At 50.0% G+C, this 25,012-nt stretch carries 35 protein-coding genes and 1 tRNA gene; 6 read left to right on the top strand and 30 right to left on the bottom strand.

Annotated elements, in window-relative coordinates; all coding sequences use genetic code 11:
• Positions 1-41 precede the first annotated feature (41 nt).
• The 30 genes from D1641_RS04210 to D1641_RS04070 form a co-directional block, all read right to left on the bottom strand.
• A tRNA-Glu gene (locus tag D1641_RS04210) sits at positions 42-116 on the bottom strand.
• An 85-nt stretch (positions 117-201) separates the two neighbouring features.
• Entirely contained in the window at positions 202-1,626 is a 1,425-nt protein-coding gene (locus D1641_RS04205; RefSeq protein WP_243149253.1) for a phage portal protein, read from the bottom strand.
• Between the two features lie 150 nt (positions 1,627-1,776).
• Positions 1,777-3,027, bottom strand: a complete 1,251-nt coding sequence (locus D1641_RS04200; RefSeq protein ID WP_160663145.1) for a PBSX family phage terminase large subunit — start codon at positions 3,025-3,027, stop codon at positions 1,777-1,779.
• 72 nt (positions 3,028-3,099) lie between these two features.
• Positions 3,100-3,588: a terminase small subunit gene (locus tag D1641_RS04195; RefSeq protein WP_160663144.1), complete on the bottom strand. Its 489-nt coding sequence runs from the start codon at positions 3,586-3,588 to the stop codon at positions 3,100-3,102.
• A gap of 119 nt (positions 3,589-3,707) precedes the next feature.
• A complete protein-coding gene (locus D1641_RS04190; protein ID WP_160663143.1) occupies positions 3,708-4,178 on the bottom strand; it encodes a hypothetical protein in 471 nt (156 codons plus the stop codon).
• 503 nt (positions 4,179-4,681) lie between these two features.
• On the bottom strand, positions 4,682-4,888 hold the full coding sequence (locus tag D1641_RS04185) for a hypothetical protein (protein ID WP_160663142.1): 207 nt from the start codon (positions 4,886-4,888) through the stop codon (positions 4,682-4,684).
• Positions 4,881-5,165 carry a hypothetical protein gene (locus tag D1641_RS04180; protein WP_160663141.1) on the bottom strand — a complete coding sequence of 95 codons (285 nt, stop codon included), beginning with the start codon at positions 5,163-5,165 and terminating at the stop codon, positions 4,881-4,883. The genes D1641_RS04185 and D1641_RS04180 overlap by 8 nt, the downstream gene beginning before the upstream one ends.
• A 73-nt stretch (positions 5,166-5,238) precedes the next feature.
• Positions 5,239-5,526: a hypothetical protein gene (locus tag D1641_RS04175; protein WP_160663140.1), complete on the bottom strand. Its 288-nt coding sequence runs from the start codon at positions 5,524-5,526 to the stop codon at positions 5,239-5,241.
• 79 nt (positions 5,527-5,605) lie between these two features.
• Entirely contained in the window at positions 5,606-6,124 is a 519-nt protein-coding gene (locus D1641_RS04170) for a class I SAM-dependent methyltransferase (protein WP_201757235.1), read from the bottom strand.
• Position 6,125: 1 nt separating this feature from the next.
• A complete protein-coding gene (locus D1641_RS04165) occupies positions 6,126-8,015 on the bottom strand; it encodes a DNA primase family protein (RefSeq protein WP_160663139.1) in 1,890 nt (629 codons plus the stop codon).
• 3 nt (positions 8,016-8,018) lie between these two features.
• Positions 8,019-9,899 carry a hypothetical protein gene (locus tag D1641_RS04160; protein ID WP_347707384.1) on the bottom strand — a complete coding sequence of 627 codons (1,881 nt, stop codon included), beginning with the start codon at positions 9,897-9,899 and terminating at the stop codon, positions 8,019-8,021.
• Between the two features lie 66 nt (positions 9,900-9,965).
• Positions 9,966-10,430 carry a DUF669 domain-containing protein gene (locus D1641_RS04155; protein ID WP_160663138.1) on the bottom strand — a complete coding sequence of 155 codons (465 nt, stop codon included), beginning with the start codon at positions 10,428-10,430 and terminating at the stop codon, positions 9,966-9,968.
• Positions 10,431-10,444: 14 nt separating this feature from the next.
• Complete coding sequence (locus D1641_RS04150; RefSeq protein WP_160663137.1) at positions 10,445-10,798, bottom strand: hypothetical protein; 354 nt, start codon at positions 10,796-10,798, stop codon at positions 10,445-10,447.
• Entirely contained in the window at positions 10,798-12,621 is a 1,824-nt protein-coding gene (locus D1641_RS04145) for an ATP-binding protein (RefSeq protein ID WP_243149252.1), read from the bottom strand. The genes D1641_RS04150 and D1641_RS04145 overlap by 1 nt, the downstream gene beginning before the upstream one ends.
• A complete protein-coding gene (locus tag D1641_RS04140) occupies positions 12,564-13,022 on the bottom strand; it encodes a VRR-NUC domain-containing protein (RefSeq protein WP_160663136.1) in 459 nt (152 codons plus the stop codon). Before D1641_RS04140 ends, D1641_RS04145 begins: the two co-directional genes overlap by 58 nt.
• The gene (locus D1641_RS04135) at positions 13,012-13,353 is read right to left on the bottom strand and encodes an NUMOD4 domain-containing protein (RefSeq protein WP_201757234.1); all 342 of its coding nucleotides are present in this window, start codon (positions 13,351-13,353) and stop codon (positions 13,012-13,014) included. The genes D1641_RS04140 and D1641_RS04135 overlap by 11 nt, the downstream gene beginning before the upstream one ends.
• Positions 13,350-13,985, bottom strand: a complete 636-nt coding sequence (thyX, locus tag D1641_RS04130) for an FAD-dependent thymidylate synthase (RefSeq protein ID WP_347707386.1) — start codon at positions 13,983-13,985, stop codon at positions 13,350-13,352. Before thyX ends, D1641_RS04135 begins: the two co-directional genes overlap by 4 nt.
• A gap of 13 nt (positions 13,986-13,998) precedes the next feature.
• On the bottom strand, positions 13,999-14,268 hold the full coding sequence (locus D1641_RS04125) for a nucleotide modification associated domain-containing protein (protein ID WP_160663134.1): 270 nt from the start codon (positions 14,266-14,268) through the stop codon (positions 13,999-14,001).
• Positions 14,258-14,713, bottom strand: a complete 456-nt coding sequence (locus tag D1641_RS04120; RefSeq protein ID WP_160663133.1) for a siphovirus Gp157 family protein — start codon at positions 14,711-14,713, stop codon at positions 14,258-14,260. The genes D1641_RS04125 and D1641_RS04120 overlap by 11 nt, the downstream gene beginning before the upstream one ends.
• 13 nt (positions 14,714-14,726) lie before the next feature.
• Positions 14,727-14,867, bottom strand: a complete 141-nt coding sequence (locus D1641_RS04115) for a hypothetical protein (RefSeq protein WP_160663132.1) — start codon at positions 14,865-14,867, stop codon at positions 14,727-14,729.
• Between the two features lie 73 nt (positions 14,868-14,940).
• A complete protein-coding gene (locus D1641_RS04110) occupies positions 14,941-16,221 on the bottom strand; it encodes an SNF2-related protein (RefSeq protein ID WP_347707383.1) in 1,281 nt (426 codons plus the stop codon).
• 71 nt (positions 16,222-16,292) lie between these two features.
• A complete protein-coding gene (locus D1641_RS04105) occupies positions 16,293-16,562 on the bottom strand; it encodes a hypothetical protein (protein ID WP_160663130.1) in 270 nt (89 codons plus the stop codon).
• Between the two features lie 13 nt (positions 16,563-16,575).
• Positions 16,576-16,965, bottom strand: a complete 390-nt coding sequence (locus D1641_RS04100) for a hypothetical protein (RefSeq protein ID WP_160663129.1) — start codon at positions 16,963-16,965, stop codon at positions 16,576-16,578.
• Between the two features lie 20 nt (positions 16,966-16,985).
• Positions 16,986-17,423 (bottom strand): helix-turn-helix transcriptional regulator, encoded by a 438-nt coding sequence (locus D1641_RS04095; protein WP_160663128.1) that lies wholly within the window; start codon positions 17,421-17,423, stop codon positions 16,986-16,988.
• Entirely contained in the window at positions 17,420-18,220 is an 801-nt protein-coding gene (locus tag D1641_RS04090) for a phosphoadenosine phosphosulfate reductase family protein (protein WP_160663186.1), read from the bottom strand. Before D1641_RS04090 ends, D1641_RS04095 begins: the two co-directional genes overlap by 4 nt.
• 43 nt (positions 18,221-18,263) lie before the next feature.
• Positions 18,264-18,644, bottom strand: a complete 381-nt coding sequence (locus tag D1641_RS04085) for a hypothetical protein (protein ID WP_160663127.1) — start codon at positions 18,642-18,644, stop codon at positions 18,264-18,266.
• Positions 18,645-18,661: 17 nt separating this feature from the next.
• Positions 18,662-18,823, bottom strand: a complete 162-nt coding sequence (locus D1641_RS19105) for a hypothetical protein (RefSeq protein ID WP_201757233.1) — start codon at positions 18,821-18,823, stop codon at positions 18,662-18,664.
• 5 nt (positions 18,824-18,828) lie between these two features.
• Positions 18,829-19,440, bottom strand: coding sequence for a SprT-like domain-containing protein (locus tag D1641_RS04080; RefSeq protein WP_160663126.1), 612 nt, complete (start codon positions 19,438-19,440; stop codon positions 18,829-18,831).
• A 44-nt stretch (positions 19,441-19,484) separates the two neighbouring features.
• Positions 19,485-19,685: a helix-turn-helix transcriptional regulator gene (locus D1641_RS04075; protein ID WP_160663125.1), complete on the bottom strand. Its 201-nt coding sequence runs from the start codon at positions 19,683-19,685 to the stop codon at positions 19,485-19,487.
• A gap of 201 nt (positions 19,686-19,886) precedes the next feature.
• Positions 19,887-20,060 carry a hypothetical protein gene (locus tag D1641_RS04070; RefSeq protein ID WP_160663124.1) on the bottom strand — a complete coding sequence of 58 codons (174 nt, stop codon included), beginning with the start codon at positions 20,058-20,060 and terminating at the stop codon, positions 19,887-19,889.
• Between the two features lie 210 nt (positions 20,061-20,270).
• Between D1641_RS04070 and D1641_RS04065 the strand changes: the two genes are divergently transcribed.
• From D1641_RS04065 to D1641_RS04040, 6 genes are all read left to right on the top strand, one after another.
• Positions 20,271-20,744: a helix-turn-helix transcriptional regulator gene (locus D1641_RS04065; RefSeq protein ID WP_160663123.1), complete on the top strand. Its 474-nt coding sequence runs from the start codon at positions 20,271-20,273 to the stop codon at positions 20,742-20,744.
• A gap of 286 nt (positions 20,745-21,030) precedes the next feature.
• Positions 21,031-21,429, top strand: coding sequence for a hypothetical protein (locus D1641_RS04060; RefSeq protein ID WP_160663122.1), 399 nt, complete (start codon positions 21,031-21,033; stop codon positions 21,427-21,429).
• A gap of 157 nt (positions 21,430-21,586) precedes the next feature.
• On the top strand, positions 21,587-22,621 hold the full coding sequence (locus D1641_RS04055; RefSeq protein ID WP_160663121.1) for a tyrosine-type recombinase/integrase: 1,035 nt from the start codon (positions 21,587-21,589) through the stop codon (positions 22,619-22,621).
• Between the two features lie 305 nt (positions 22,622-22,926).
• On the top strand, positions 22,927-23,409 hold the full coding sequence (locus D1641_RS04050; RefSeq protein WP_160663120.1) for a sigma-70 family RNA polymerase sigma factor: 483 nt from the start codon (positions 22,927-22,929) through the stop codon (positions 23,407-23,409).
• Between the two features lie 114 nt (positions 23,410-23,523).
• Positions 23,524-24,183 carry a hypothetical protein gene (locus D1641_RS04045; protein ID WP_160663119.1) on the top strand — a complete coding sequence of 220 codons (660 nt, stop codon included), beginning with the start codon at positions 23,524-23,526 and terminating at the stop codon, positions 24,181-24,183.
• A gap of 430 nt (positions 24,184-24,613) precedes the next feature.
• Positions 24,614-25,009: a helix-turn-helix transcriptional regulator gene (locus D1641_RS04040; protein ID WP_160663118.1), complete on the top strand. Its 396-nt coding sequence runs from the start codon at positions 24,614-24,616 to the stop codon at positions 25,007-25,009.
• Positions 25,010-25,012 lie beyond the last annotated feature (3 nt).

The following is a 25,012-nucleotide window of genomic DNA, read 5'->3' as shown; positions in this document are numbered from 1 at the left end:
GTTTACGGGGTCGGTTAGAACAGAAAAAGCAACTTTTCCCCTGGTGACGTATACGGGAATCGAACCCGTGTTACCGCCGTGAAAGGGCGGTGTCTTAACCGCTTGACCAATGCGCCATATAAACGCCGGGGGTTGAAGGCAACCTTCAGGGGCCAGGAGTGAAAACCCCGCCCCGGCGTAGGAAGGGCGGGAACCTCCCCTTTAGTTCCCGCCCTGATCCCCGTTGTCCTTGTCGGAAGTGCCGGTGGCCGGTTTATTGGGGAAGGCCCCCATGTAATCAGCCATAGCTTCTTCCTTTTCCTTCTTCAGCCGTTCCAATTCGGTTTGAACGTCCTTTGTCCACGGGTGCTGTTCCACAATGGTTTCCGTGGACAGAATACCCATGGAATTCTGACAGTTGGTGATTGCTTCACTTTCATTGATCAGAATATCCCGGTTGAAGATCACGGTGACTTCTTCCTGTTCAAAGTCACCGGCTCCCTTGGTTTTCAAGTCCTGGATCACAAACCAAAGAAGCTGTTCAAAGGCGGCTTGAAATTCGGTTTCCATCCCGTTTGCGTCCAAGTCGATGTTGGAATACATGGATTGGATGTTCATTTGGTTGGGATTGCCGGACAACCGATCATCCTTTGCGTCATAGCCACGGGCGTTTTCAATCAGGGCCTTCTTGAACAGTTCCAGAATGGCCTTGTAATTGTCCGCCGTCACCACAACCGCCAAATCATCAACGCCGCCATTTTCCCGAACCTTCACCACGCCATAGGTGGCAAGGTTTTGACGGAATTCCCCAAGGTTTTCCCCATCGTAGTCCTTCAGGATCAGAATGGTGTTCCGGGGGTTTTCCTCCATGTTGTTTTCAAAATCGGACAACAGAAGGTTGATCCCGTCCTGAAGGGATTTCACACGCCGGATCAGGGGGATTTCTTTCTTGTTATATTTCCAGGCGATCAAGGGAAAGTGGTTCCAGTTGTAAGTTTCCACTTTGCCCCCGGTTTTGGCGGTGATATAGGGGGAATAGTCCCCCAATTCCACATCAGGAACCAAGGTGGAACCGTCCAGGATATAACGGTAAATGCCATCAGGCTTGAACAGTTCAACCCGCTTCACAATCTTTTTCGCCAATCCGTCCCAAACCTCTTGGAGATACAAACGGGCGGCGGCATCCAGGGTGGTGTGATCATCGTCCTTCCAAAAGGGAAGAATCTGATAGGCCGGGAAGCGCCGGAAGGCCAATTCCCCTTGTTCATCGTAGTAAACGAACAACCAGCCCTTCCCGCCGTTCAGGGCATCTTCACAGACATATTTCAGGACACGACGGAAATTCAGCGTGAACTTCTTGTTCAGGATTTTGACATATTCCTTGTTTTCACAACTAAAAGTGAAGGGCTTGCCCATCAGATAGTTGACCTTCTGATCCACCATGTTTGCATATTGGTTGTCAATCACCTGGGCATTAGGCAGATTTTCCAGCACCATCAACTTCCCATCAGGGCCAATAGCGGTGCGCTTCCGCTTCAGAATATCGTGATCCCCGGAATAGTAGCGTTCACCGGCCATCTGTTCCCGGCGTTCGGCGGATTTCTCCCACGCCACGATTTCACGGGCAAAGAATTCCAGTTCCGTCAAGCCCGCCCCGGCTCCCGCCCGAATAAGGCGATTGATCCGGGCGGTTTCAGTTTCCATGAAAAACGGCATCTGTTCAACCACCTTTCTATTGCTTCATAAAGTTGAACCCCTGAAAATACAGGGGTTCAACCGGCTTTTGTTACTAACGTGTTAATCAAAGCTGAATGTGGGGCCAACCAGAATATCTTCCAGGGCATACCGCATAGCGTCCATCAGGTGGTTGAAATCATCAATGGGGATGTTCAACCGCTTGCCGGTCTTGGTGTCCGTGTCCCAAGTGTAGTTTGAAATTTCAGTGATGAAGTTCACACATTTGGGGTGAATGATTATGTGATAGTCCTGAAGATAGTCAATCCCGTTATTCACGCTGTCCCGGCCCTTCCGTGATTCTCGAATATGGATCAGGCCCAAGGTATAAAGGCGGTCAATGCTCTTGGGTTCAGCACAATCCGCCCTGATCCGCTCTTTGGCATAACCGGCCCGCTTCACGGCATCGGCTATGTTTTCGTTACTCATACCGGTTTTATAGATTTCATCAAAAACCCAAATGGTTTTCGTGGCCTTGTCCACCAGCCCACAAAACAGGGCGGCGGGATCGTTGGTATAGCCGAAATCCAGGCCAAAGGCGGACTTGATACCGGGAACCTTCCTGATTTCCTCCACCGAAAAGGCCCGTTCTTCCCAATTCTCAAAAATCAGGCCGTCCACAATACCCCAATCACCCAAACCGGCCACCCGGTAACGGCGGGGGTTGTTTTTCTTCATGGTTTCAAACACCAGAAGATCAGCGGCATCCAGCCATTCATTACACAGATAGTTGGTTGTCAGGGCCAGAACTTGGGGATCAGGCCGGTCAAAGAAGCGGGCCTTCAACCAATGGTGTTCATTCCAGGGGTTGAAGGTCAGCGTGATTTGTTTGAACAGGCCGGTTTCCGGGGGAATAGCGCCACGGATTGATTCATCCAGCATATCAAAATCTTTTTCATTGCTGATTTCATACGCTTCTTCAATCCAGCACCAGCACAAATAACCGTGTTCAACGGTGATTGAAGTCACCTTCAAGGGATCATCCAGGCCCCGAAAATAAATCTTCTGCCCGGTGGGCTTGTAGGTCATTTCCAGGGGGCTTTCCTTGATCTCCCAATGGGCATCAGCTTCCAGTCGGTGAATGGCCCACTTCAGTTGGGTGAAACAGCTATCTTTCAAGGTTCTGAATACTTTGCGAACCACAAGGGTGTTGGCATCGGGATATTCCATCATCCGCTTGATAATGTTCAGGGCCGTGGTGGTGGATTTCTTGGAAGCACGGGAACCCTTGCAAACCCGGTAACGGCCCTTGAAATGCCAAAATTTGTTATAGCCCCCACCAACCACGGTGGACAGGGGAAGAACCTTTTTCATAAATTCATCACCCAATAAACACAGGCCCTTGGAAAATCAGGGGTTCCGGGTTGATTTGTTACTATCCCGTTATTATTCGGGGGGAATATCGTCATACAGAACCACCGGAACGGTGCCTTCAACCTTCACCTTGTCATTGAACATCCCAAGGTGACGGCCCAATAGTTCCAGGGCCTTCAGCTTGTCATAGGTCTTGACTTCCCTTTCGGTGATTGCCCCATCTTCCGTGGGGATGTTCTTCACCTTCACGGAAGCAATACAAGCGGTATCGTCCCGGTGGGCTTCCCCCTTGACCGTGGCTTCGTCCATGTCAATCACGTCAACCGGGTTCAGGAAGGCCAGCTTGGCAATTTCCCGGATCACCCGGTCTTGATTGATCCCGGTTCGGCGGCTCCGTTCCGCTTCAGCCTTGTCAACAGCGGCCCGAATGTCAGGTTTGGTAAGGTTTTCACTTCCGATTGATTTGGCCGTGTCCGGCGAATACCCCGCCCGAATTGCCGCTTGGGTGGCGTTCAGGTCGATCAAGTATTCTTCAACAAATCGTTTCTGTTTCTTGGTCACAGGGTATTCACCACCTAACTTTTCAGCATAAAGCAAAGATTTTTTGTATAGAAAAAGCGCCCCGGTTCCCCGTGGGCGCAAATTCACTTTATCATTATAACCGGTTTTTAGGTCGCTTTTCAACCCTCGCAGGTCGCTTTTAGTCGCTTTTCAAAAAATTCTTGGTTCCCCTTGTAAAATTCAAGAAGGGCTTTTCCGTGAAGTTTCAGAACCCATTTAGGCGAAAAACTCAATTCTGCGGCTATATCATCCCATTCTTTCAACTGGATATAGCGCCCGATCAGGATGTTTTGTTGGTCAAGGTCAGGGACATTCTTGATCATGCTGAAGGTATCATTCCGCATGGTGGCAAGTTCATCAATCCGGGCGGTGATCTGCCGTTCAAGGTCAAGAATTTTGATCATGGTGCTTTCAAGGGGATTCTTTGCGCCGGAACTTTGCACCTTGTCCGGCTTCAGTTCATAGCTTTGACTGGTCAGGCCCGAACGCAAGGTGGCAACGGTGCCCTTCAACCGCTGGATCAAACGGTCAGTCTTGCGAATTTGGGCAAAATAATCTTTGGCCTGTTGGCTTAATTCTTTATCGGTCATTATGTATCACTCCTTTGGCATCCGTAGCAATTTGAAATTATCGGTAACAATCAGTAACATCCTCAACCCTTAGAATGGCAAGGCTTCCGTGAATTTGTTACGGATGTTACTGATAAAATTGCAACTTGCTTTTTATATACTCTTTTTATATATTTTATTTATTATTTATATTAAAAGGGTATTATATCAGTAACATCCGTAACATCAGTAACAGGCCCTATTCTCAAAGGTTTTAGCGTTACTGATGTGTAGCAATCATCAGTAACAACACCGGTAACAAATGCCGCTCCGCCACAACTGAACCGTTTTGGAGTGGCGATTTTTGAAAGTTAAGTTTCAACTTTATCCACTCCGTTTCTGTAACGCTTTTTCCCTTTCTTTCAGTCTTTCAGCCCGGTAAGATATTTCTTGCTGAATCGCACACCGTTCACCCCGGTCAACTAAAAAATTGTAGAATCGGCAATAGGATATGAACGGACAAGACAAAGAAACGCAAGTATTCATCATCGGTATTCCCTCCCCGTCTGCCGGTCTTTCAGTTCGATCCGGGTCAGAAGGTCAAACCCCGCCGCATTGATTATGTACTTCAGCACACCGATCAGGGCGTTCACCTTCTTCTGCTGTTCGGCTTCCTGCCGGTCAACGGCCTTCAGGGCTTCATAGGCCGTGGGGTCAGCGTAACCTTCCCCATTCTGCCAGGGTTTAGGCATCGGCTCCACCTCCATCTTCAAAGTCTTTGAACCACTGTTCAATATCACAGCCAATTTCTTTCAGCTTTTGGCGGGCCAACCATCCATCATCTTCCTGTTCCATCTGGTAATATTCTCGCAACTTCACCGTTTCGGAATAAAACAGTTCCCACGCCTTCTTCAGACGCTTGGGGCCAAACCCAAAGTGAACGTGAAGCATCCACAGAATAGAACTTTCCTTGTCCATGTCAAAGCGGCGGTCATTTTCAATGATTTGGCGGTTGATTTCCTGATCCAAGGCCCGCTGTTCATTTTTTGTTCAACTGAACCCCAAAAATCTTCCCGTTATACTTTTTGAAGTTCATCCCGGATCACCCCTTTCCCGCCGCTTTCAGGCGATCCAACCACCGGTTCAGTTTGGCCGCTTCTTCAGCATCCGTGATCAGGTCAAAATCATCAGACAAAACCTTCAGGCAATTCCGCACATCAGCGACTTCTTCCTTCAGGTTGTCCACAGCTTCACAGTAACCAACCGGCGTGGGGTTTTCACCCCGGATCACACGGGCCACCTTCAGGGCCGCTTTGGACAGTTCGGCGGCTTCTTCTGCAAGCTGTTCCAGCGTGGCCGGAAGGCCAATTTTGGAAACAATCAGGTTCATTGTTCACCATCCTTTCAGTTAAACCATTTAATCACCGGATCACCGGTGAAGCCTTTTTCCCACACATACCACGCATAGGCTATGGCGCTATCCGGGAACCGGGCAAAGTCTCCATTTTTGGCACAGGACAGCCGGGAACGGGATATGTAAACTTTTCGGGGGGGGGCTGTCTGAAGAACTCACCCCGTTTTTGTCCTTCCAAGAACTGAACCTTCAGGAACATAGCCACTTTCCCTCCAGGCCGCACGCTGTCCAGTGCCCGCTTGACGAACTCTAACCCGGAAGAATAGGGCGGGTTCGTGATTATGTCCCCTTCAAAATCGTTCAGGGTTTCTTCAAGGAAGTTCAGCGGTTCAGGATCACCAAACCCCCGGTAAATCAGATCAGTGGAAATGACTTCATGCCCGTGGGCCTGAAGCACCTTGGAAATGTGCCCTTCACCACAGGCCGGTTCCCATATCACCGGGGCAAAAGTTTCCATTTCCAACAGCATTTCCACGGCTTTTGGGTCGGTGGCGTAGTAGTCAAAGGTTTCCCGCTGATCCGCCGCATGATTGGAACTCCCAAGGGTTGTGAATACTTTCTTTGAACCAGCCAAATCAACCACCTTCCTTCACAAAAATTTTGGTTTGCTTGCCGTTTCGGCGCTGGTTCTTAACGATAAACCCGAATCGACGTGTGATCTGCCGGGAAAACTCAATGTTTGAAAGCGGGTTCAGGTTGTTTTTGTTGCAATAGACGTTATACTTGAAGAAAACATCCTTGGTGGGTTCGTTTTCAATGGCATCCAGGCCAACTTCTTCCACAAACCCAATGATTGGGTTGTTGTTTTCCTCATATTCTTCAAGCTGTCCTTCAACCCGCTTGGAAACGGTGAATTTGGCGTTCCGCAACACTCGCTTCAGCCCTTCCAGGCCCAACCGGATCAGATATTCCATGGGTTCCTGTTCACACAGTTCATCTTTGATGTAGGGGCGGAAATCGGCATCATCCGGGGTGAATTTGGCATCAAAGGGGACGATCACCAACCGGCGTTGAACGGCTCCTGTTTTATCCTTCATCCGGGGAATGGCGTTGGCACTGAACAGGAACTTTGAATAATTGTTGAACTCGAACGGGTCTTGTCCTTTGCGTTCGGCGTTCACCCGATCCCCCGTCACCAGCTTTCGGAAGGTGGACGCATTGGCAATAAATTCATCCCCAATATCATCACCAATGTTGGCAAGTTTTCCAAAAAGTTCAGCGGTCTTGAATCTGTCCCCCAATTCCTTCAGATCAAGGGAAGCGATATTGGCATCCCCCAAAAGCTGGTTCACCATATACAGGAAGGTTGATTTGCCGTTGCTTTTGTCCCCAATCAGGATGAAGGCTTTGCCTAACTCATTCCGGCGATACAGACAATAGCCAACCATTTCTTCCAGAAGTGCCCGGACTTCCGCATCATTACAGGCCAGCCGGTCAAGGGTGTGATCCAGCAGTTCCGAATAGGCGGCGGGGTTGTAGGGCCAGGGAACTTTATTGGTGATCACCACATCCGGCGTGAAGGGGTGGAAGGTATCATCCCGCAAGTCATAAAGGCCGTTGCTGAAGGCGATCAGGGCGGGGTTGGTTGGCTTCAGTTCTTCTTCAATGGAAATTTGAAGGTAGGACAGGACTTCCGATCTTTGCGCCCGCTTCAGGTTCGGGATATGTTTGATCATGGCCGCTTCCAGGGGGACGGCTCCGGGAATGTAAATCCCATCTTTGTAAATGTGCAACTGCCCATTGATCTTCACAATATGGTTGTTGTTCTTCATGTAATTCCCGAATTTATCATGTAAAAACGTCTTTTCCTTGAAGAAAATGGGCTTCTTGAAGGCATCGTCCCTCAAAATGGTTTCAAGTTCCCGGCTGTCCAGGGGATCAGGAAGGACGTACCGGTTGATCAGTCTGATACATTCACGGGCTTCTTCCTTGGTGAAATCCTCACTTTGAAGGGTCAGGATGTAAGTATATAGGGCCGTGTTCCTGCCATCCCCGGCTTCCATGGTCAAGAAGTCCTGATTGGTTTTCACCGGGGTCAGCCACTTGGGAATCTCCTGAATTTCATCTTCCGGGCAATCCAGCAGAATGGCCCGATCCACGCCATTAAAGCGCATAATGGCATAGCTGTTGTTCCGGCCCACTTTGGCATCCGTGGTAATCCCCACGGCAAGGGTTTGTTTTGTCCAGCTTTTTTCCACGGTGCCTTCCGGGTTCTTGAAGTAGAAGTGTTTTCCCCTGGTGGTGGCGTACACTCTACACTTCAAGCCCAAGTCTTGAACCATTTTGAACAGAATATCAGACGTTGGGCCATCGTCCACATCAATCAAAATGGTTTCGTCCCCAAGAATGGCGGCAAATTCATCAGCGTCCCGCACATCGTCCAGGGTTTTCAGGCGTTTCACACCTTTGAATTTCTCTAAACACTCCTTATTCCTTGTCAGGACATAGCCCCTAAACAATTCCACGGCTTAAAGCCCCCCCCCCAAGGTGTCAAATGTTACGCCGAAATCTGCCAACCGGTCATAGATCATCTTGATATAGTAGCCCTTGTCCAGTTCTGCCGGGATCGGCAACCCGGTTACATCGTCATTGATGAAGAAACAGTGTTCAGGGGTATTGGCAAACTGTTCCGGGTTCTTTTCCCGGCCCCGAACGATCTTCCCGGAAACTTTGAACAAACCGCCTTTTTGGGTGTCCGTGGAAGCAAACACCCGGAAAGTTTGATCTTTCTGGATTTCTCCACCATAGAAGCGTTTCACGGTCTTTGACCGGCCCTTTTCGTCCCGGATTTTCTGATAGACGATAGTGGGGGAATACAGGGCATATTTGTATTTGCTGGAAACCTTCACAACCTTCTGAAAGTCCCGCAAGCTGGTACAGGCTCCAACGGTTTCTTCCGGCAAGGTGCCGTGAAGAAAATAGTCAATGATCCCCCGGTTCACAATGGGAAGGTCATAGTCCAGATCAGACAGCTTCTTCACATAGGCCCCCTTGCATTTCCACCGGGGCTTCCCCTTTTCATCGAACAGCGGGCCTTCCGGGACAATCAAATAATTGTTCACGTCCTTCTGAAAAACCTTGTGGAATTCATCGAATTCAAGGCGCATCCCGGTACGCTTTTCCCACTCCCAACAAATATCATCTATCAGGTCATAATCTTCATACCGGCGCAACTTCACCAAAATGCCATCGGTGTTGCTTTGGATAATGTCACAGTGATCTTCCAATCGTTCAATCAAATCCAGAAGAAGCAACTGCCCGCCCACACAAACATTGTTGGCTTGCCGGGGATCAAATAGGGCGTTGTGGCGGTCTTTCATAGCGCCATAGGTGGAATTCAGAACGATTTTATAGGGCTGTTGCATGGGGTTCTTTTCCGCCTTCAGCTTCAGGCGGGTGTGGTAAATTTCCGCATACCGGGCCGGGTCTTTCACGTTGCGGCTGATCCAGCCGTATTCCAGCATCAGGGACGGGTAATAACTCGCCACATCGACATTGATATACCACCCTTCCCCGGAATACTTGGGGATTGCCCCGTGAAGCCCGCCCCATGCAAAGACGTGAGGAACCCCGGCCACATCCAGGGCAAGGGTCTTGGAATAGTCCCGGTTCAAAGGGTTCTTGTAGAAGTTCAAAACGCTTGAATATCGTTCAATCCGCAAGGTTTTTGGAATCTCAATTTCAAATTCATCATTGTGATCCCGCTGAACGGCTCCAAGGATTTTGGCGGATAGCTGGGCCTTGGTACGTCCTATGTCCCCAATGGGAAGGTTGAAGGCTTTCACAAGGGACATTTGGGCATCGAATTCATCTTCCTTCCGCCGTAACCAGACTTCCACAGTTTCTTCCACGTCATGGCGGCAATACTTCACTGTTTCAGCCAATTCTTCTTCAGTCAGGGGCCGGTTAATGTCAAAGGGAACGGACGTTTCCTTGATGGAATGGCCCATGAACGCTTCCAGGGCTTTCAGGCTGATTGGCGGGTTGGGCATCACGTCATAGTTGATCACCGGATAATCACGGAACAGGCTGGAAAATCTATATCCGGGTTTGTCCTGCAAAATAATCCAATCATTCACCTTCTTGGGGTCAAACCCGCAAAGAATAGCCTTCAGGATGTATTGGTCATAGTTCCGGCTGTTGTAACCAACCCAAATGTCACCCTTGTGGGCTTCATAGAATTGAAGAAGTTCGGCGGGATTGTTGATAATCACGGTTTCCTTTTTGGCGTAAATATCAATCAGAACCACAAGCCAATCATACTTGAAAACCTCAAAATCATAAAAAACCATCAATTCACCCACTTTCTGTAATAATTTTCGGTGAATTAGTGAAAACAGGCCCGCCACGGGAAGGCTTCACCATAGGCCCAACCGGGGGGGGGGCTTGCGCCCACACCCCCGGCCTGTTGAAGATTAGTTAGCGTCAAAGACTTCCGTGATCTTGATGGAATTGAACTGGGAATCGTCATACTCCACGGCATATTCGATCTTGCCGTCAATGGCTTCCGCCACGTCCATCACCAGATCGGCAAACTGCTTGTAGTCCTGGAAGGCTACATCCACGCCGCTGTCCAGGGTGTTCAGCCATCCCACGGCGGACTTGATCATCCGGCCATCATCCTTGGTGCCGTAGATCACCCGGTTCATGAACAGGCGCTGGTTCTTGTACTCGCCGGACAGAATCTTGAAGGAAGCGGCCAGCATGGGGCGGTTGTCCTTCTTGGTGCCCTTGATTTCCAGGGACACAAGGGCCACTTCATACTTGCCGGCCGGAATGGTGGGGAAGTCCCCGGTGCCGTTTTCGGAAGCGTTTTCCACGTCTTTCCGCAAACCCTCCAGGTCAACAGAACGGTTGATCTTGTCAAAGTCGATTGCCATTGTAAGTACCTCCATTAAATTTGATTTTCTATGATTTTTCCGATTTCTCGGACTGCGTGGGTTATCCTTTGCCGGTTCATCCGGGGGCCTTGCAAAACCTCCATAATTGTGGCGGCTTGCTCTTGAATATCCGTGAACGCTGTTCTATTGCTTTCCAGGCTTGCTTCATAGCCGGTCAGATCGGTTTCCACTTTTGCCGTGGTATAATCAGCGGCTTCTTCCAGGCGGTTCACATGGGCTTCAAGCCACTTTGCCGCATCCATACCCATTTCCTGATCCACCATGTCCAGAAAATCCCGGAACTTGAACAAGGTGTGGTTGGAACCGTCCTTCAGGGAAACCACCACGGGGCAAGGATCAATTTTCATCAGCTTTCTTCCCGCTTCCTCCGGGTGCGCCGGGTAGGGGTCTGGGCGGGGGGTTCCGCCGTCTGCGGCTTGGTGGTGTTCACGCCCATCATGGGGGCTTCTTCCTCCGGCTTGGGGCGATCCCACAAAGGGCACTTTTCCGGCCCGCCGTCCTTGTGGCACCGGTGCGCCGCATCAATGGACGGACAAAGGGGAATATCCGGGTTTTCCTCATGCTGTCTGAAAATGCGTTCCGCATCGGGACAGGTGGGAAGCTGGACAGGATCAGCGGCTTCCGGCTTCCCGTCACCCTCTCCCTTTTCGCCGTCCTGGGCGGGTTCATTGGGCTGATCAGCGGGCGGGGTTCCAGGGGTGGGCGGGGTGTTTACCTGGGGTTCGGCTCCGGGGGCTTCTGCGGGCTTCTTGGTGGCTTTCTGGTTGGCTTCCTCATAGACTTCACAGAAGGCGGCATAGTCCAGGGGAATTTCCTTATTGTGGACGGTCAACCGCCCCCCGCCGAAAATGACTTCAGAAGCCTTGAAGGACAGAACCCGTTCGTTATCGTCCGCCACGATCCGGGCCACAAGGTCAACCATACCGGCAACCTTGTTGGCAACCTTATCCTGAAGGTTGGGCTTGATGGAACTGATCTTGTCCCCGCCCTTGCGGGTCAGGTCACGGGTGCGATCCTCATGGGAAATCAGGACAATGTTTTCATAGTCCAGGTTCAGAAGGCGCTTCAGGGTGTTCAGGAACTCGGAACGAACCATGTCCCATGCCCGGAAGGAATCATCACTTTCGTGTTTCCACCCTTGGCGCTCACAGATAAACACCCGGCACGCTTCATAAACATCTTCCAGCAGGTCAACCACAATGGTTTTGAAGGTGTTCTGTTTCTTTTCCAGTTCGTCCACGGCTTCCGTGAAAACCTCATAGGCCAGCTTGCGCTTGGTGATCCGGCCCTCCACGGTCACGGTGTCCTTAATGGACACAAAAGGGGCATCCACGAACTTGATGTTGCCATCGGTGTTCAACATCAGGGGATCGGGGAAGCTGTTGGCAAAGAAGGTCTTGCCGCTGAAGGGTGCGCCGTACACCCACACCACTTTCTTCTTGGTGGCGTCCGGGGTGCGCCGCTTGTTTTCGGGAAGAAGCATATAGTCCCATCCTTTCATACAGAATTCTTCATATTCACACCAACCACAGAAGTGATTTGGTTTCTTGGGGTAGTCGGTGGCTTCCAGAATGTGTTTGGCATCGGTCAGGAAGTCCACCACTTTCAGGGGGTTATACTGCACTTGCTCCACCCAAGGGGTAGCATCGGCCAGGGCTTCAGTCAGGCGGTCACGAAATTGAATCAGGGTTTCCGTTCCCTTTTGCCTGATCTTCACCTTGGGGACAAAGAGGAAATAAAGGTTTCTGATTATACAGTTGGGGTGGGTCAACTCAAACCAATACTTGTATTCGTGAAGTTGCCCGCTTTCCAAGTAGCTTTTGGAATTGTTGGAATACTTGAAATCGTACAGGTCATAGTAATTCAGCCCAAGAAAGGTATCTTTGAACACCGGGGCCAAATAGTCCATGAACCCAATGAAGTCAGCGTTCCCAATGGGAAGTTCAAACCGGCCACCGGGGGGCAACAGCGCCGCCGCCTTGGGGATTAGGGCTTCCAGCTTGATCATTTCATTGATGTGTTCATCGGTCAGCACCGGGAAACTGTTTTGGTAGAACTCCAACGCCTGGGCCACACCTTCTTCAATCCCGGTGTGAAGGGCCGTCCCCAAGATCAGGGCGTTGTCCGGGTCGGTGTTGGGGATCGTTCCGATCCGGTCAACATATCGCATTTGGTATTTGAACGGGCAACGGTTGAAACAATCAACCCGGCTATGGGACAGTCGCAAGGCCACGTTATCACCCCTTTCACAATGTCTTTGAAGGTTTCAAAGCCTTCCGGGTACAGGATGAAGGCCAGCCCGCCCGAATAGTTGATTTGCTGGACATTCCGCTTCTGAAGGTCGGAAGGGGTGCCGTGGGTGTCCTTCAGTTCCACTTCCAAGGCGATCCCATTTACCACGATCCGCATATCAGGAAGGCCGCTTTTCTGGAACCGGCCACCACCCCAACGCTTTTCATAGTAGCCACAGGGGTGAACCGTGATTTTATCCTTGGGGTGGGCCAATGGATAAATCCCAACACTTTCTAACCACCGCTTCAGGCGGTTTTCAAAGTTCTTTTCACCGGCCACGGCTTTTCACCCCCCCCCGCTGAATCAATCCATGATCCCATGCGTGTTTCGTGTTTTCGGAAATAGTGGCCCATTCCAGTTGGGACGCTCGGCAATCGTGCTTTTTGCCCCGCTTGTGGTTCACCACCGGCTTGTTTTCCGGGTTAGGGATGAAGGCCAGGGCCACAAGGATATGTAACCGGCAATTCACCCCATCCAGCTTCACCCGCAAATAACCGGAACCATCATCATACGGGGTCAACAGCTTTCCGGTTTTTACAGAACGAACTTGGGCCAATCGGTTGATCTCATAGCTTGGGTGTCCGGGGCAAGGGTGCCATTTTATGATCAATGGGAATCACCGCCGTATTCCTCCCACAGATCATCAAACAGAACGGGGATTTTGGCGTGAACCTCTTTCAGAAGGGCCAGGGCAACTTCCCGCATTTGGGGGTGGGCGGCTTCCGAACAGCGCAACTTCAGGAAGTGCCGCCATTCCCGAATATTGGCGGTCATAACCACTTCAGTTTTTAAGCTGTTGGGCAGAACAGAACGGGCTTCTTGCGGGGAACAGCCGTATTCCAGAAGGTTGAAATAGGCGGTTTCAGCGGCTTCACAGCCTTCTTTCCACAACTCCCAACCATCCGTGTTTGGGTTCAGGAAACACGGTGCAATCACGGTGATTTCCCGGCCAAACTGCCCTGCCCCATAATTGCAATAGCGGGTGGATTCTTGGGAGTAGGAAGCCAGCCGGTGGCGCACAATCTCATGGGAAACGCCCCGGTCACAGGTGAACTTCACCGTGAAGGAACAGTGTTCCAGAACGCTTTCATGCCCCCGCTTCAAGATGTTCCCCACAAAGGTGGGGGCGCTGGTTTCCGTGATCCGGCTTTCGGACTTATAGCACACACGCCCACATTCTTCCAGGCGCTTCAGGATCACGTTTCCATCAATGGGGGTGATAAATTCAACCCCCGGTTTCACAATTTTCAAGGTGTCATTCCTCCAATTCCAAAATGGTCATAATGGCATAATTGGCAAGGTCAATCAGGGTGTCCCGGATCGGCTCACCTTCCACCATCTGTTCAGTCCCACGGGACAGGGCCTTGAACCGGTTCAGTTTGTCCGTCAATCTGATCCGGGCCATAGCAAGCCCTTCTTCCTCATAGGACAGGTGAAAACTGTCCCCGTAATCATGGTTTTTGCGGATATACAGGGCGTTCAGTTCATCACAAAGGGCCTTGTGGCGGGCAATCTTATCCGGCATCCTTGCCACCGTCCTTCAGCGTGATCTTCACATAAGCGGCCCTGGGCGTGTCTTTGGCGCAATCCGCCGCCGCTTCCGGGTATTTCTTCTTCAGCTTGGCCGAATCCACGCCGTGGGCCACGGTGGCTTCCACATAGGTCAGGTTCAGAATACCGCTTTCAAACTTCTTGATCCCGAACCGCTCCATGGCGGAAAGCAACGCCGCCTTCAGGTTTTTTTCCTGTTCCTCCACGGCCTTCTTGTGGGCCACCAGGGCCGAAATGGCGTTCAGCGTGGCAACCTGGGACTTCTGGAACACCTGAAGGCCGCTTTCTTCATCGAAAATGGCATCCTCACAGGCGGCGGCATCCTCACCACAGGCTTCCGGGCAAGTCTGATTTTCCGGGCAACACTGACAGCACCCGTTGAACTTGCCCAAAGGGCAGTTGTTTTTACACTGGATCATGCGATTCACTCCTTTACGGTTTTTTCTTCAGATCGTCCAGCCAATCCCGGACGGTCTTGGAAATCAGATAGTAGAACACGGGGAGAAAGAGGAAGAACGCTTCCCCGCCAATGGCCGCATAGCCACGATCAAACCGGGCCTGTTTCGCCGCCATCTTGAATAGAAGGAAACCCAAAAGGGTCAGGGCCAAATATTTCAAAATGGGGCGAATGTCTATCTTGGGCCATTTAGGCCGGGGTTTGGGCTTCATGTTTTCGGAACAATTCATCGTTATAGTCCTTTCGCAAGTTCAAGGTTTGAAGAATATCTTCTTCCACCGTTCCGGGACAGATCAGGAGATAATAGAAACAGGGGCGTTCTTGTCCCATCCGGTGGGTGCGCTTTTGGGACTGTTCCCATAGCTCCCACCCTTCCGGCAAGCTGAAGAAAATAATCTTGTTTGCCTTCTGAAAGTTCCCGCCCCTTGCCCCGGCCTGGAACTGAACAAAGGTCACGGAATCTGTTTTGTATTCGTAGGCGGTCAAATCCTTCACGTCCCCGGCCTGGATAGAGATAGGCCGATTCAACCCCCGGACAATCCGGGCCATTCTTTCCCGTTCTTCCGTGAAGTTATAGAACACAATCAACCGATCATCCGTACTGTTCACCAAGTCCCTGAAGGCTTCATACCGGGCCGGGTTATACAGTCCGCATAGTTGGCGGGCATACAGGCGGCGGGTCAAGCTGGTGTCCCCAATCAGTTCCTTTTGGAAATCCTCATTGGAACCCCAAAAATCTGAATCCAGTTCAAATTCCTGAAGGTTGCCGGTGTCAAGGGTTACAACGCCTTTTTTCAGGAACTTGTGATAGAGTGGGGACGGTGCGGTTTTCACCTGGATCAGCGGCATTTTTTCAGGAAGAACAATCCCGGCTTCATCGGTGGTCATAAATACGGCCCCATAGTCCGCCAACTTCTTCTTCAGGCGATCAACATTCTTGTAACCGGTAATCCGTTGCCGCCAAAATCCATCATTTTCAACCCATTCCGTGGCAACATACTGTTTCCAGAAAAGGTCTTTGCTGATATTCCAGCCCAACAGTTGGCATTGGCTCCACAGCTTTTCATATTTCCCGCCCGTAGGGGTGCCGGACAGAAGAACCACGTTTTCCGGTTTCAGGCCCAAGATGAACTTTGACCGTTTAGCGGTTTCGTTCTGGATCAGGGAACTTTCATCCAACATCAGCGTGAAGCCGGTCAAGGATTTCAGAATCTTCCGCCTGAAAGTCAGTTCGTAGTTGATCACCCCACAAATGGGATCGGGGCTTCCGTCCGTAACCGCCGCCATAAAAGCGGCAAAGTCCTTTTTCTTGGTCAGGTCATAAATGATCCAACAGTGGTTCATGGCGTAGTTCAAAACCATGTGATCCAACCAATCCTGAATCTTGGAGTGTTGGCACACCACCAAATTGATCCGGCTGTTCAGTTCCAGGGCCTTTTCCGAACCCACAAAGGTCTTTCCAAGGCCCATGTCCAGATAGTAGGCGCATCGGTTGTGGGCGGCGGTCAGGTCAAGGGCCTTTTGCTGGTGGGGGAATAGGTTCATTTGCCCTTCTCCACCCGCATGATGTAGATACAGGCATCCACCCGGTAAGCGTCATACCCCTTGGGGTGGGCGGCGTTGTACTTGCGCCGGTGGCTGGAAATGGTGGACAGCTTGGATTTGGCTTCCTTGGGGGTGTTGTACTGGAAGCACATATTCTTTGCGTTGCCGCTGGTCAGGAAATCTTCAATGGCCTTGATTTCCTCGCTTTTGGTGCCGCCGTTGAAAGACTTCTTGGGCGGGGCCTGGACGTTGTATTTGATTTCCATGGTTTTCACTCCTTCATGCAAAAATGGGTTCCGGGGCCGCTATGGTGTCGATAAACAGAAGATCATCGGTTCCGGGGATCGGCTCATAAAGGCTCACCGTTCGGGGTTCATTGGCCCGCTTCCGGCGCTCATTCCCAATGGCGGAACGCATAGCCGAACAGGCCAGGGTCACGAACTTCACCTGTTGGAGATCGGGAACGGCAAACCACCGCTTCACAGTCAACAGGTAGCGGAAGATCACCACATCGAACCATTCAGCCCGGTCAAGGCCCTGTTGATCCAGATACCACCAAACAATGTTGATGTTGTCCGTTGCAAATTGGGCTTCCTTGGGGGTCAAGGGGCGGTCATAGAAGGACTTGGGCAACCGTAGGTTCCCGCCATCAAATCCGGTTTGCTTCATTTCTCCCCCCCCCCCATCGGTCAGACGTTCACACCAAAGAAGGTGTCAAACCGTTCCGGCCCGACAAACTCACGGAACTTGCCGGGGAAGAAGATATAGTTCAGCTTGCCGCCCGTTCCGGGCAAGGCCCGCCCGAACTCACACCCGGCCACCATCAGCTTGCGGACGGAATCTTCCGATTTCTGCAAGCACCGGCAAGCCTTCACAAAGGTGATCTTCACATCGGACAAGCCCTTGACCGCCACCTGATCCGGGGCGTTCTCAAACCCCATCAGGAAGTTGACGGAAACGCCGGTGGCATCGGCCAAAACCTTCATCCGGTCAGCGTTCGGGGTGTTCTTGCCGGAAAGGTACTGACTGACAGCGGCGGGGGAAGCGCCCGTGGCCTGGGCAAGTTGCCGCTGGGTCAGGTTCGCTTGGGTCATGGCATATTTCAGCCGTTCGGAGAAAGTTTTCATTGGTTACACTCCTTTAATTTTTCTTTCAGCGCCTGGTGGAATTCACGGGTGTTTATAGGTAGGCCAGCGGCCAGACGTTCTTCTTCAAACTGGAACCGGATTTCAAGCTGATCCACGGTGTAATTTTTTAGAAATTTTCGATATGTGCGGTGTTCCATATTTTTCAGGCGTTCCCACAAATCAGGAAATTGTTTCCACAAATTCCGCAATTCTGGAAGGCTTTTCAACGGACAACACCAACAGGAAACACGGTGGAAAATCTCATATAAACCGCCCCAATCAAAACCGTGGGCATAGCAGTATTTCAAGCAATCGGCTTCCGTCCATCCCCAATCCATCAATGGGTGTCGGTGGTTCGGGTTTTGGTTAGCTTCCCGCTTCAAACGGTATTGTTCATCGGCGGCAAATCCGATTAGTTGAATAACGGTGTATTTCTTCCGCAAATCCGAAAAATAAGCATTTACTACCATGTTTTTCAGTTCTGTAGTACACCATCGTATATTGTGGCTGGGCCAACTTTGACCTTTCAAACCTTGCAAGGCGGGGTTCCGGCGCTTTGGGGAATAGTCGAACATATACCACTCAAAAGAATGTTCAGACTTCAACCGGGTAAACTTGATCCCGGCATCAGTGAAAATAGCTTCAAGGCGGTTGATATGCTCCACCATGGCCGGGAACTCCATCCCGGTATCGCAATAGATCACTTCATCCAGCGGGTATGTAGCGGGATCGGCCCGGTGTCGGGTCAGCCATTCCAGCCCAAGGGCCGTGGAATCCTTGCCGCCTGAAAGGGACAGAACCCAATATTCAGGCCGGGGGGGGTATTAGTCGCATGGTTCATTACCAACTCCCCCAATACAGATCAACCAGCTTGTGGGCCTGTTCCCGGCCCACTTCCTGAACCCACTGTTTCCGGGCATCAGCGGCGGCTTCCTTCTTGTCAAACTGTTCCGCCGAATAGTCCCGCTGGAAGGTGTTGGGGCTGAAGTACATGGTCAGACAGCTTCCGCCGCTGGTATCGTGGACAGTCAGCTTGATACACCCGTTATGGGTGAACCAATCGTTTTCCACCTTGATTTCCAGCCCTTCCGGGCCAACCGGAGCGGTAAAGATCACCGCTCCATTGTTACCGGTGGGGCCGCTGATCAGCTTGGGGGACATAGGAATCACCCGCTGAATCAACATCAAGGCCGTTTTCTTGGTCAGCTTCACAGGCTTCATGGTGATCCACCCCCTCCCTAAACAACCTTGAAGGTGACGTTGTGGCCGGGGTTTTCGGCAATCAGCTTGGCCTTCAGATCGTCAACCATCATGTTGTTATCAAGGGCCGCTTGCACCACGTCCACCAGCTTCTTCCCGTCCAGATAGGCCCAAACGGTTTTTCTTTTGGTTCTTTTCATCGGTTTCACTCCTGTTCAAAGGGAACTTCACAATCCCCACAAATGATGTTCAGTTCCTTGGTGGCCCGCACGATTGCACCGCAACAGGGACACACATACTTCCGGGAACTTTGCTTCTTTGCACCGGCTCCCTTCAGCCCGCCCACCTTGGGCCGCACAAGGGAAAAGCTGTTCTTCCCAAGGGTGTTCACAAAGGCCAGGGTTTCCGGGGCCAGGGTGGTTTTGTTGAAGCCGTGTTTGGCGGTTTTCTCCACAATCAGGCCGTGGGCTTCCGCCGCCGTCTTAAACTTCTGGTTGTGGTAGGTGCCGGATCGGGAAGTGTCCTGAACCCCTTCCTGAAGGTTCCACAGGTGAACCATTTCATGGATCAGGGTGGAACAGGTTTCCTCAAAGGGCCGGTTCAAGTATTCAGCGCAAAGGTTGATTTCATAGAACCCGCCGTTTTCGGTGCCGTTCTGCCACGCCTTCCAACCGGTACACCAGCCATAGGCCCCTTTGGTGCTGTCAGGGGAAACGGTGATCACGGGCTTTTCCAGCTTGCCTTCAAAGAAGGCTTTGTTGAAGGTTGAAAATAAACTTTCAAGTTCTTCAATAACCGGTTTCAAGCTAACAGGCATTACACACACTCCCTTTGTCGGTTTGAGCACATATAGTGCTCAAATCAGGCATAAAAAATTTCCTGCACGGTTTTATTGAAATGGTGGGCAATTCTCACCTTGATTTCATCACGGGGAATCCGCTCATTCCGCTCATACATAGCCCATGCGGATTTCGTGATACCCAATTCAGAAGCAATTTTCTCTTGGCTTTTGCTTCCACGCAAACCACGAAGGATTGTCCCAATAGTTCTTTGCTCACCCATGCGATCATGCCTCCTATCTATCCAAATATTTTTGAAATTAACTTTTCAAGGTGCTTTAGGGAATTGTCACTTCCCTTGAACACGGCTCCCCGATTTTTACGGGATAGTGTCAACGCTTCGCCGTGGTGGTTTCCCACGACAAGGCCGGTTGGCCTTGTTTCGGCCCGGAACCGCCGGGGCCATCATCAGGTGGGGGGGGGGTTAGTGGTTGATCAACTTGAAATCCTCAACGATCACAGCATCCGCCTTGTAATGCTCGTTATAGGCGGTTTTGAAAATGTTTGCGTTTGCGAAGCTGTCAAATTGTCCGGCAATATACTTGACTTGGGCTTTCCGTTCATCATCCCAACGAGTGGCGATAACAAAGTATTTCATTTTCTGTTCCTCCTGTTTATGTGAATGTTGGCTTGTATTTTTTTGTGCACGTCTTGTGCTTGACTGCCATTATAGTACACTATTCGTGCTCAAAAGTCAACTGCTTTCGAGTACAAAAAGTGCACAAATATTTAATACACGTTTTGTGCACATCAACGGATTGACAACGTGCACAAAACGTGTATAATAGTAACAAAGGGGGTGATAGCTATGCCAAAATTCCATGAAAGATTAAAACTTTTAAGAACACAAAAGGATATATCCCAACAAATCCTTGCCGATCAAATTTCATTGTATTTAGGTGGGGCAAAATCCTGTTCAAAAAGTTCAATCAATATGTATGAACGTGGAGAACGTGAACCTGGGCTTGATCTGTTAGAAGCCTTTGCAGATTTTTTCAATGTCGATTTGGATTATCTTTTGGGAAAATCAGATATACCAAATCGTTTACAATGGCTTGACAGTATAGACAAGTCTACTGATCTTGAAAAGCTACGGGCTGATATAGCAAAAGAAGAACAGGCGGAGAAAATGATCGTGGCCCAATATGGGCAAGACGTTTGGGACGCTCTATGTATGTATATCCAGCTTGACGCAGAAGATCGGGCGGAAGTCAGGGGCATGATGAAGGGTTTATACCGGCATGACAAGTATTCGATTCAAGAAGGGTTGAAAAACGCATAGGGAATGTTCTTTATGTGAATTTTGATCCGTAACCCCTCAATCGGTAACAATCCGTAACGCTCATAATTCCTTGAAATACTTGCTTTTCGTGAGTTGTTACGGATGTTACTGATAAAATGCCAGTTTGTTCTTTATATATTCTTTTTATATATTTTATTTATTTTTTTTATTAAATAAAATATATCAGTAACATCAGTAACATCAGTAACACACCAATAGGAAACGGCCAGTTTCAACGGTTTCCGGCTGTTACGGATGTGTTACGGATTTAGAAAGGGGTCAAATTATGTTTGGGAAAAAGAAATCAGACTTTCCCGGCCTTCCAGTTATGCCCTATGAAGGGTTGCCCGGTTTTGATCAAAACCTTCCAGCCTATTTGAACCATTCTGAAGCCGGTGTGGTTTTCTTCAAAGCAAATTCAACTTTAACCGCAACTATTCCATATTCAAAACTTCTGAATTATGAAGTTATGCCTGAAAAAGATTATATGCTGAAATATCACAATGAACCGGTTTCAACATCAAAAACAGGGACCGAAAAGTGGTATATTCTCATTCACTACACCGGCGAATCCGAACCTAAACGGGTTTCGTTTTGGGTGTTGCCTGGGCAAAAATTGAACGCCGTGAAGGATGAATTGAAAACAGCTTTTGAACAAAGCACCCCGCAATCCTACACCCTGTAAAATAGGCAAAAAAAAAAAAGCGCCGCCCCTGGTGCTGGTAACACCAAGGACGGCAAGGAAACCTTTGGACAGGTGATCCAAATAGGCCCCCGAACAAGCCTATTATATCACTTGCCCTTGGGGTTCTGCAACCATTTTTGAAAGGACAGGTGATAAAATGCGTTTGCCCAATGGGTATGGCACCGTTGCCCGGTTGTCCGGGAAGCGCCGCCGCCCGTACATCGTCAAGAAAACCGTGGGTTTCAATGACAAACACCACCCCATTATTGAAATTATCGGGTATGCCACCACCAGGGAAGAAGGGCTGGAACTTTTGGCCCAATTCAACCGTGATCCGTGGGACGTTGACCGGGCCAAAGTCACCCTTCAGGAATTGTTCAACCTTTGGAAAGAAAAGAAGGCTCCAAAGCTGGGCGAATCCAACCGGGCTTCCCTTTGTTCAGCGTTCAAACACTGTTCAGCATTAGTGAACAAGCCCTATAAACAGATCAAGGCTTTCCAAATGCAAGAAACCATTGACGGGTGTGGGAAGGGCTATTCCACGCAAGCGGCCATAAAGAACCTTTGGGGGCACCTTGACCGGTTCGCCTTGGAAATGGATGTGGTCAGCCGGTGCTATTCTGAACTTCTGACTTCTGATCCGGTGCCACCCACCACACGGGACAGGTTCAGTGATGAAGTAATTGAACGGCTTTGGGCCAACGCCGGGGAACCGTGGGTTGACACGGTGCTGATCTTCATTTATTCCGGGTGGCGGATTTCTGAATTGCTGGGCCTGAAAACGGCGGACGTTGATCTTCAGGCCGGGACGATGAAGGGCGGGACGAAAACCAAGGCCGGGAAGAACAGGGTAGTTCCAATCCACTCCCTGATCCGGCCCATGGTGGAAACCCGAATGGCGGAAGGCGGGGAATACCTCATTCAGTATGACGGCCACCGGTGTTCAGAATCCCAATACCGGGTGATTTGGAAGGACTTGACTGAACGCTTCAGCATCCCCGGAACACCCCATTCTTGCCGCCACACCTTTGAAAGTCTGCTGGACAGCGCCGGGGCAAACCGGAAGTGTATTGATATGATCATGGGCCACGTTTCCAAGGACACGGGCAACCGGGTTTACAATCACAAAACCCTGAAGGAACTGCAAGCCGCCGTTGAATTGGTTCAGCGCAAAACCGCCTTTGAACACTGAACTTGTAACACGTTAGTAACAAGAAAAGCCGGAACCCCTGAAAAATCAAGGGTTCCGGCTTTTGTGTGGTTATTGTACCATATCCACAGAGCAATGACAAGATTTACTGTCCGGAAAAGAATACTATAATTTGTACAAAAATCATACTGGGGCTTTTTCTATTCAAAAAAGTATGGTATAATAATTTTACTTGTTTGGGAACCGGTGGGAAATACGTCATATTGGCAGCTGCGCAGAATTTGCCAGTCTGCGGACCCTGATGTGAGGAGGGCCCCTTTTACAAAGATAGAGAGGAAGTGCGGGCTATGACGGCGCGTTATGACACATTTCTTCAAACACTCTACGAAAACAATTACGAAAAGATGCTCAAATTCTCTTACCGTATGCTTGGCACCAGGGCCGACGCTCAGGATTTGATGCATGAAACCTTTCTCCTGGCGCTGTATCATCAGACCAAGCTCTATAACCACCCAAATCCGGAGGGCTGGCTGATGAAGACCTTGAGAAATCTGGCCCTTAATGAGCAGAGACGAATCCAAAACCATCCGGTAGTTTCCATAGAATCCATTGCCAACACCATGGGAAGCGAGCACGATACTCCCCTGGATCTTCTGCTGCCTAAGCAGCTGTCTAAAGAGGAGCGGGAAATTCTGATTTGGCGCTATGAGCAACAGCTGGAGTATAAGGATATCGCCGACCGGCTGGGCATCTCAGAGGCGGGCTGCCGAAGCAGGGTTTCCCGAGCTATCGCTCATTGCAAAGATTTTGTGGAGGTTTTCACAGATTGATTTGCAAATTCCAGTCAATCTTTTTCCATATCTCTGCTCAAAAATGCAAATTACCGCAGCAAAACAATTACTTCATGACATATCCTTTACACAGGGAAAAGAAAGGGGGCCAACATGGGACATGATTTAAATAGTCCTCCAAATCAGCCGGCATGTCTGAACGTATCCCCTGAAAGACTTGATTCCATGTCTGCTTCTGAGTTAGCTGACGCCATGGAGCAGGCTGTGGACGCTATGACAGAGGAGACATACGATCCCGCTGTCATTGATGCTTATTTGGAGGCATTAGATGGCAAAATACCCGTGCCGGATGATTTAAACACCAAAGCTTCTTATAGCGATTTTTTAACGCGGCTCCAGCCCCTAGCTGCCGAGGAGCCCCGGAGCAGATACCCGAAACGAGGACGCAAACTATTTCGTACCTTCCTTGTCGCGGCTCTCATCTCCGCTTGTCTGCTTGGCAGCATGGCTATTTCACAGGCGGCCGGTATCAATGTGCTCGGCGCAATAGCGCATTGGACAGACAGTGTATTTGGCTTTGGTTCCCTTTCAAGCGATCACACGCCTAGTAATCCCTCCAAAACTGCATATACCGCTGCCCTGGACATCCCAGAAGAATATGAGAAACCCGTCTCCCACCGGGCTTTAATTAACAGCCGGGATGAAGATAACCCCGGGATGCGCCTCAGCAGCGTCCGTATCAGCATCAACACCATGTATAGTGACAGCGAGGCCGGAGCGGAGTACAGGGCGGCTGTGACAATCTATGCATAAGCTGATGGTGGAAGTGATACCAGACCGAAGGCTGTCTATGTAACAGGCCGGTAAAGCATATATCAAACAAATAAAAGCCCTCACCGAAAGAATTAATCTAAGGTGAGGGCTTTTTGTCATGCCTGTTATAAAATATCAGCATTTAACGGCCCTTAAAACTTGCTGCCCAGCTGAGGCAAAAATCCATCTGCCATACATATTCATTGTGCAGAGGAATGGGAGGTTGATGGGTTTATTTTCATACTTTATGAATCCGAGAATCGGTCCCACCCAATGTCAGCAGAAGGGCATATCAAAACCGCAAATATGGTTTTCCGGCGATATTTCCGAAACTGAACTTCATACCGATATAATACTCGGTTTTCATGATATATCGGTATTCTCATACGCCTCCCTCCTTTGTATAATTTTGTTGAAGGAGGTCGTCAGCATGGGAATCCAACAGAATTTAGCCGATGCGATGCGAATCATTAAGGAAAGGAGAAATATCTCTTTGGTAGATTTTTCTGAGGAACTGGGCATTTCCTGTTCAACTCTTCAGGAATATTTTCATGGTCAAGGAAATCCTACAATTTTGATGGTCGAACACATAGCCAGTAAGCTGAACCTCGACCCCATCGCCCTTATGTCCGGGGTACTCGAGCCAAATCAAATTGATGTACTGCTTTTGTTTCTGGAATCGGTCCAAAAAGTCTCGTATCTGCCGCAGTACAAAAAGAGACAATTTGTCAGGCTGCTCCGGCAGATGATTGAGTTATGGGAGGAAACTGAAATCAAAAACTGTGAGCTGGAGGCCGGGACGCAGATAGAGACCATTGACCCTTGAGCA

Origin of the sequence: Colidextribacter sp. OB.20 (genome assembly GCF_009911595.1) — a bacterium.
Classification (GTDB): Bacteria; Bacillota; Clostridia; order Oscillospirales; family Oscillospiraceae; genus Lawsonibacter.
This window is presented reverse-complemented; position numbering and strand designations above follow the sequence as displayed.

What these genes read in the sequence shown, in the direction of transcription:
- D1641_RS04050 (WP_160663120.1), top strand. Translation starts at nt 22,927, where the DNA reads ATGACGGCGCGTTATGACACATTTCTTCAAACACTCTACGAAAACAAT.
- D1641_RS04065 (WP_160663123.1), top strand. Translation starts at nt 20,271, where the DNA reads ATGCCAAAATTCCATGAAAGATTAAAACTTTTAAGAACACAAAAGGAT.
- D1641_RS04155 (WP_160663138.1), bottom strand. Translation starts at nt 10,430, where the DNA reads ATGGCAATCGACTTTGACAAGATCAACCGTTCTGTTGACCTGGAGGGT.
- D1641_RS04055 (WP_160663121.1), top strand. Translation starts at nt 21,587, where the DNA reads ATGCGTTTGCCCAATGGGTATGGCACCGTTGCCCGGTTGTCCGGGAAG.
- D1641_RS04145 (WP_243149252.1), bottom strand. Translation starts at nt 12,621, where the DNA reads ATGCGATATGTTGACCGGATCGGAACGATCCCCAACACCGACCCGGAC.
- D1641_RS04060 (WP_160663122.1), top strand. Translation starts at nt 21,031, where the DNA reads ATGTTTGGGAAAAAGAAATCAGACTTTCCCGGCCTTCCAGTTATGCCC.
- D1641_RS04105 (WP_160663130.1), bottom strand. Translation starts at nt 16,562, where the DNA reads ATGGAAATCAAATACAACGTCCAGGCCCCGCCCAAGAAGTCTTTCAAC.
- D1641_RS04175 (WP_160663140.1), bottom strand. Translation starts at nt 5,526, where the DNA reads ATGAACCTGATTGTTTCCAAAATTGGCCTTCCGGCCACGCTGGAACAG.
- D1641_RS04080 (WP_160663126.1), bottom strand. Translation starts at nt 19,440, where the DNA reads ATGCCTGTTAGCTTGAAACCGGTTATTGAAGAACTTGAAAGTTTATTT.
- D1641_RS04150 (WP_160663137.1), bottom strand. Translation starts at nt 10,798, where the DNA reads ATGAAAATTGATCCTTGCCCCGTGGTGGTTTCCCTGAAGGACGGTTCC.
- D1641_RS04110 (WP_347707383.1), bottom strand. Translation starts at nt 16,221, where the DNA reads ATGGGCCTTGGAAAGACCTTTGTGGGTTCGGAAAAGGCCCTGGAACTG.
- D1641_RS04120 (WP_160663133.1), bottom strand. Translation starts at nt 14,713, where the DNA reads ATGATCCAGTGTAAAAACAACTGCCCTTTGGGCAAGTTCAACGGGTGC.
- D1641_RS04085 (WP_160663127.1), bottom strand. Translation starts at nt 18,644, where the DNA reads ATGAAGCCTGTGAAGCTGACCAAGAAAACGGCCTTGATGTTGATTCAG.
- D1641_RS04125 (WP_160663134.1), bottom strand. Translation starts at nt 14,268, where the DNA reads ATGCCGGATAAGATTGCCCGCCACAAGGCCCTTTGTGATGAACTGAAC.
- D1641_RS04100 (WP_160663129.1), bottom strand. Translation starts at nt 16,965, where the DNA reads ATGAAGCAAACCGGATTTGATGGCGGGAACCTACGGTTGCCCAAGTCC.
- D1641_RS04190 (WP_160663143.1), bottom strand. Translation starts at nt 4,178, where the DNA reads ATGACCGATAAAGAATTAAGCCAACAGGCCAAAGATTATTTTGCCCAA.
- D1641_RS04185 (WP_160663142.1), bottom strand. Translation starts at nt 4,888, where the DNA reads ATGCCTAAACCCTGGCAGAATGGGGAAGGTTACGCTGACCCCACGGCC.
- D1641_RS04075 (WP_160663125.1), bottom strand. Translation starts at nt 19,685, where the DNA reads ATGGGTGAGCAAAGAACTATTGGGACAATCCTTCGTGGTTTGCGTGGA.
- D1641_RS04045 (WP_160663119.1), top strand. Translation starts at nt 23,524, where the DNA reads ATGGGACATGATTTAAATAGTCCTCCAAATCAGCCGGCATGTCTGAAC.
- D1641_RS04200 (WP_160663145.1), bottom strand. Translation starts at nt 3,027, where the DNA reads ATGAAAAAGGTTCTTCCCCTGTCCACCGTGGTTGGTGGGGGCTATAAC.
- D1641_RS04115 (WP_160663132.1), bottom strand. Translation starts at nt 14,867, where the DNA reads ATGGCGGCGAAACAGGCCCGGTTTGATCGTGGCTATGCGGCCATTGGC.
- D1641_RS04095 (WP_160663128.1), bottom strand. Translation starts at nt 17,423, where the DNA reads ATGAAAACTTTCTCCGAACGGCTGAAATATGCCATGACCCAAGCGAAC.
- D1641_RS04040 (WP_160663118.1), top strand. Translation starts at nt 24,614, where the DNA reads ATGGGAATCCAACAGAATTTAGCCGATGCGATGCGAATCATTAAGGAA.
- D1641_RS19105 (WP_201757233.1), bottom strand. Translation starts at nt 18,823, where the DNA reads ATGAAAAGAACCAAAAGAAAAACCGTTTGGGCCTATCTGGACGGGAAG.
- D1641_RS04070 (WP_160663124.1), bottom strand. Translation starts at nt 20,060, where the DNA reads ATGAAATACTTTGTTATCGCCACTCGTTGGGATGATGAACGGAAAGCC.